At 72.0% G+C, this 4,765-nt stretch carries 3 protein-coding genes and 1 pseudogene; 3 read left to right on the forward strand and 1 reads right to left on the reverse strand.

The genetic code is table 11. From position 1 onward, the window contains the following. Nucleotides 1-141 precede the first annotated feature (141 nt). The gene (locus tag C1J00_RS38350; RefSeq protein WP_102913512.1) at nt 142-717 is read right to left on the reverse strand and encodes a TetR/AcrR family transcriptional regulator; all 576 of its coding nucleotides are present in this window, start codon (nt 715-717) and stop codon (nt 142-144) included. Between the two features lie 75 nt (nt 718-792). Between C1J00_RS38350 and C1J00_RS38355 the strand changes: the two genes are divergently transcribed. From C1J00_RS38355 to C1J00_RS38365, 3 genes and pseudogenes are all read left to right on the forward strand, one after another. Further along, the gene (locus C1J00_RS38355) at nt 793-2,577 is read left to right on the forward strand and encodes an ABC transporter ATP-binding protein (protein ID WP_245936678.1); all 1,785 of its coding nucleotides are present in this window, start codon (nt 793-795) and stop codon (nt 2,575-2,577) included. Between the two features lie 212 nt (nt 2,578-2,789). Beyond that, a complete protein-coding gene (locus C1J00_RS38360; RefSeq protein WP_102913513.1) occupies nt 2,790-4,046 on the forward strand; it encodes a serine hydrolase domain-containing protein in 1,257 nt (418 codons plus the stop codon). A 73-nt stretch (nt 4,047-4,119) separates the two neighbouring features. Further along, nucleotides 4,120-4,765: pseudogene (locus tag C1J00_RS38365) on the forward strand (hypothetical protein); the annotation flags it as partial.

The following is a 4,765-nucleotide window of genomic DNA, read 5'->3' on the forward strand; positions in this document are numbered from 1 at the left end:
TCCCCGTTCGGGCCCGCCCCGGAGGCGGGTGGGGCCCGTGGGTGGCAGATTGCGCCCAGAGGAAGACCGGGTCCGGCCGTCGCGTCCCCGCGTGTGCCGCTCGGGAGCCGGGCCCGGTCTTCCCGCTCCCGGACAGCACACCTAGGGCGCGATGGCCTTGCGCAGGGTGTGCAGGCACAGGGTCAGAGCCGCGTGCTTGGGAGTGCCGGTGGTGCGGGTGTGCTCCCAGGCCGTGTACAGCAGGGCCCACACCAGGTTGCGGACCCACTCCTCGTGGAGTTCGGCATCGATGCTGCCCTCCGCGTGACCGCGCCGGACCGTGTGCAGGAAGTGCCGGTCGGCGGGGGTCTCCTCGTCCCAGTCGGACCAGTTCGCCAACTGCGGCGTGTCGAACATCAGAGTGAGGCCGTCGCCGAGTTCGAAGTACTCCTGGCAGAGCCGCTCCAGCGCCTCGGCGGCCGGGCCGTCGTCGAGCCGGGCGCGCTCGGTCGCCGCCTCGACCTTGTCCAGGACGTCCGAGCTGATCGCGGCGAGCAGGTCGGACCGCTCGGGGAAGTAGCGGTGGACCGTCGTCCGCCCCACACCCGCCGCCGTCGCGACATCGCCGAGCGACGCGGTCGGGTCGCCGGCCAGCAGGGTGACGGCGGCGTCGACGATGGCGCGCCGCGTGCGTGCCCGGGTCCCGCTCTCGGCCGCCACGGCCCGCTCCTCACCCATGCCGCATACGGTAGCGCGCCTTCCGGGATGAAAATCGATTGACCGTTATGGAACATCAATGCTCCACTCGGCATCATGACTGTTCCGGAAAGTACGGCCCCCAAGCTGTCCGTCCCGCGGCTGCGGATCCTCTTGTCGTTCGCCCGGCCGCACCGGGGCGCGCTGGTCCTGGCCCTCGTCCTCGCCCTGGTGGGCTCCGGGATGGGACTGGCCACGCCGATGGTCACCAAGGGTGTGCTCGACGCGCTCGGCGGGTCGGACTCGCTGCGCGGGCCGATCCTGGCCCTGCTCGTCCTGCTGGTCGTCGGCAGTGCCGTCATGTACTGGCAGTGGACGCTGCTCGGCGCGCTGGGTGAGCGCGTGGTGCTCGGGGCCCGTGAGTCGATGGTGCGGCGCTTCCTGCGGGCCACGGTCCCGGCCGTCACCCGGCGCCCGCCCGGCGAGCTGGTCACCCGCGTCACCTCCGACACGGTCCTGCTGCACCAGGCCGTCACCGGCGCCCCGGTCGGCCTGATCAACGCCGTGGTCATGCTCGTCGGGACCCTGATCCTCATGGGCGTCCTCGACCTGGTGCTGCTGGGGACGGTCGCGGCGGCCGTGGTGGTGGTCGGCGTCCTGTTCGCCGTCCTGATGCCCGGGATCGCGACCGCGCAGCAGCGCGCCCAGGACCACCTCGGCCGGCTCGGCGGGAACCTGGAGGGAGCGCTGCGCGCGATCCGGACGGTGAAGGCCGGCCGGGCCGAGGACCGCACGGCCGAGCACATCGTGGCCGACGCCCGCACCTCCGCCGAGCACGGTGTCCGCGCCGTCCGCCGCGAGGCCCTGGCCTGGACGATCGCGGTCGCCGGCATCCAGCTCGCGATCATCCTCGTCCTGGGCGTGGGCGCCTGGCGGGTCTCCGAGGGCGCCCTGGAGGTCTCCAGCCTCATCGCGTTCCTGCTTTACGCGTTCGGGCTGATGGACCCGATCAGCGAACTCAGCCAGAACATCACGTCGCTCCAGTCGGGGATCGCCGCAGCGGAGCGGATCCGGGAGATCGACGCCCTGGAGTCGGAGGACACCGAGGCCGACGTACGCGGACCCGCGCCGCGACGTGCGGCGGTTGCCGAGGACGACACCCCCGTACTGGAACTGCGGGACGTGACCGCGGCCTACGGCCCGGGCGCCGACCCGGCGGTGCGCGGCGTCTCCCTGGTGATCCCCCGGCACGGGCACACGGCGATCGTCGGACCGTCGGGCGCGGGCAAGACGACCCTGTTCTCCCTGGTCCTGCGCTTCCTGGAGCCGACCGGCGGCGAGCTGCTCCTGGACGGCCGCCCGTATCGAGACCACTCCCACGACGAGATCCGCTCGCGCCTGGCGTACGTCGAGCAGGACACCCCGGTCGTGCCCGGGACGATCCGCGACAACCTGCTGCTGGCCCGCCCCGGCGCGACGGACGCGGAACTGCGGCGCGTTCTGCACGAGGTGCGGCTGACCGAGAAGGTCGACGCCCTGGACGAGGGACTCGACACCCCCCTGTCCGGCGCGGCGGTCTCCGGCGGTGAGCGGCAGCGCATCGCCCTGGCCAGGGCCCTGTTGCGCACTCCGGACGTACTGCTCCTGGACGAGGCGACGGCCCAGCTCGACGGGCTGACCGAGGCCGCCGTGCAGACCTGCGTGCGCGCCCGCGCGGCGACCGGCGCGGTCGTCACCATCGCCCACCGGCTGTCGACCGTGATCGACGCGGACACCATCGTGGTGATGGAGGCGGGCCGGGTCCGCGCCCGGGGCGGCCATGCGGAACTGCTCGTGACGGACGCGCTGTACCGGGAGCTGGTGGAGGCGCTGCGCATCACGGCGGGCACACAAGCGGCCTGACGGTAACTCAGGGATTGGCGGCCGGTTTTCGATCATCCCTCGGAAGGATGTAAGGACCGTCCGCCGCCCAAGACGATGATCCCGACCTGTTCGAACACGACCGAGTCGAAAACCGGCACAGTCGTACATCGACGTACTCGGATATCGAAGTCACTCGGACAACGACGTACTTGGATTCCGACGTACTCGAACACCAGGGAAGGGACAAGCAGTTGCGCATCGCACGGCTCCTCGGAACCGTCCTGGGCACCACCTTGCTGACCACCACCGCCGTACTGACCGCGCCCGCGCAGGCCGGTCCCGCCGCGCCACGGGACGCCGCGTCCCTGGACGGGCCGGCCCTGCGCGACTCGCTCGACGCCGTCCACGAGGCGGGCATGTACGGCGTCTTCTCGTCCGTCCGGGACGGCGGCGAGCGGTGGACCGGCGCCTCGGGTGTGGCCGACGTGGCCACCGGACGGCCCGTCACGCCGGGCATGCGCCAGCGGGTGGGAAGCATCAGCAAGACCTTCACCGCCGTGGGTGTGATGCAGCAGGTGGAGCGCGGCCGGATCCGGCTCGACGCGCCCGTCGGCGACTACCTCCCGGAACTGATACCCGGGGAGCGCGGCCGGGAGATCACCGTCCGCATGCTCCTCAACCACACCAGCGGCATCGGCGACTTCGTCGCGGGTGCCTTCCCCTCCCTCACCCGGAACTCCCCGGCCAGCCTGGAGGAGGAGCGCTTCCGCTCCATACGCCCCGCGGAACTGGTCAGGATGGGCCTCGCGGCCCCCGCGACCGGACGCCCCGGTGCGGTGCCCGGCTCGTACTCCAACACCAATTACGTCATCGCCGGGCTGCTCCTGGAGAAGGTCACCGGCCAGAAGGCGGACGCCTACCTCACCCGGCACGTCATCGACCGGGCCGGGCTGCGCCACACGTACCTGCCGCGCACCCCGTACATCAAGGGCCCGCACCCGCGGATGTACGAGTCGTGGTTCGGCCAGCTCGACCCGCCCCGCGACTTCAGCGTCTACGACATGTCCTGGGCGTCCACCGCGGGTTCGGTCGTCTCCACCACCGACGACCTGAACCGCTTCTACCGCGCCCTGCTCGGCGGGAAGCTGGTCGGCAAGACGTCCCTCGACGAGATGACGCGCACCGTCCCCGTCTCCGGCATTGACTACGGCCTCGGCATCTACGCCCTCGACCTGCGCGGCTGCGGCCGTTTCTGGGGCCACGACGGGGCGGTGTTCGGCGCCGGCACGATCGCGCTGTCCAGCCGTGACGGCAAGCGCCAGCTCGCCCTCGCCCAGAACCTGATGAAGTACCAGGAGCTGGACGAGAACGGCCGTCCGAAGTCGCACCCGATCGACGACGCCATCGCCGCGCATGTGGTCCGTGCCCTCTGCCCCGAGGCCCCCGCGTCCGGAATCAACCATTCTCGGTTGACCAAGAGTCTCAGGTTTGATCAGCTGTCCCACTAGTCGTGTTCGATTCTGATCGAGCAATTCGTGGCTCCCTGGGGGGGAGCTTGTGACGAGTTGGGGAGTTTCCTTGATGCATCACGGTTCCGCCGTGCCGCGCCGCGCCAGACTCCGGCGCGGCGCCGCGGCCCTGACCTTCGTGGCGCTGACCGCCGGCACCGCCCTGACGGGTGCGCCGGCCGCGACGGCCGCCGGCAGCGCGGCGCTCGCCGGGAAGGCGTGCACACCGACGGAGGGCTTCTCCGGCTGCCGGCTGTTCGATCCGACGACGGCGAAGCAGGAGTTCGAGGTGCCGTCCGGCGTGACGGGCCTGGATGTACGGGCCTGGGGAGAGGGCGGCGCCGGCAACTCCATGGCGAGCGGCGGTGCGGGCGGCTTCGTCGCCGGCACCGTGAAGGTCAGCCCCGGGGAGGTGCTGAGCATCGCCGTCGCGGGGCTGAACGCCGGTGACGCCCTCGGCGGCAAGGGCGGCAGCAGCGGCGCCGACCGCGGCGGCAACAGCAGCGCCATCCGCACCAGCGGCGGCTCGGCGCTGGTCGTCGCCGGCGGTGGGGGCGGCGCGGGCGGCGACATGGCCCACGGTCAGGCCGGCGCCGCCGGTGGCGAGTCCGGCCAGGACGCCTCGGAGAAGGGGCGTGGCGGCAAGGGCGCGACCGGTGCGAAGGGCGGTGCCGGCACCAGCAACGGCGCGGCGGGCGCCGACCCTGTCTCTTATACAC

Source organism: Streptomyces cahuitamycinicus (assembly GCF_002891435.1).
GTDB lineage: Bacteria > Actinomycetota > Actinomycetes > Streptomycetales > Streptomycetaceae > Streptomyces > Streptomyces cahuitamycinicus.

Excerpts from the sequence above, each read along its gene's own strand:
- C1J00_RS38350 (WP_102913512.1), bottom strand. The coding sequence starts at position 717 with ATGGGTGAGGAGCGGGCCGTGGCGGCCGAGAGCGGGACCCGGGCACGC.
- C1J00_RS38355 (WP_245936678.1), top strand. The coding sequence starts at position 793 with ATGACTGTTCCGGAAAGTACGGCCCCCAAGCTGTCCGTCCCGCGGCTG.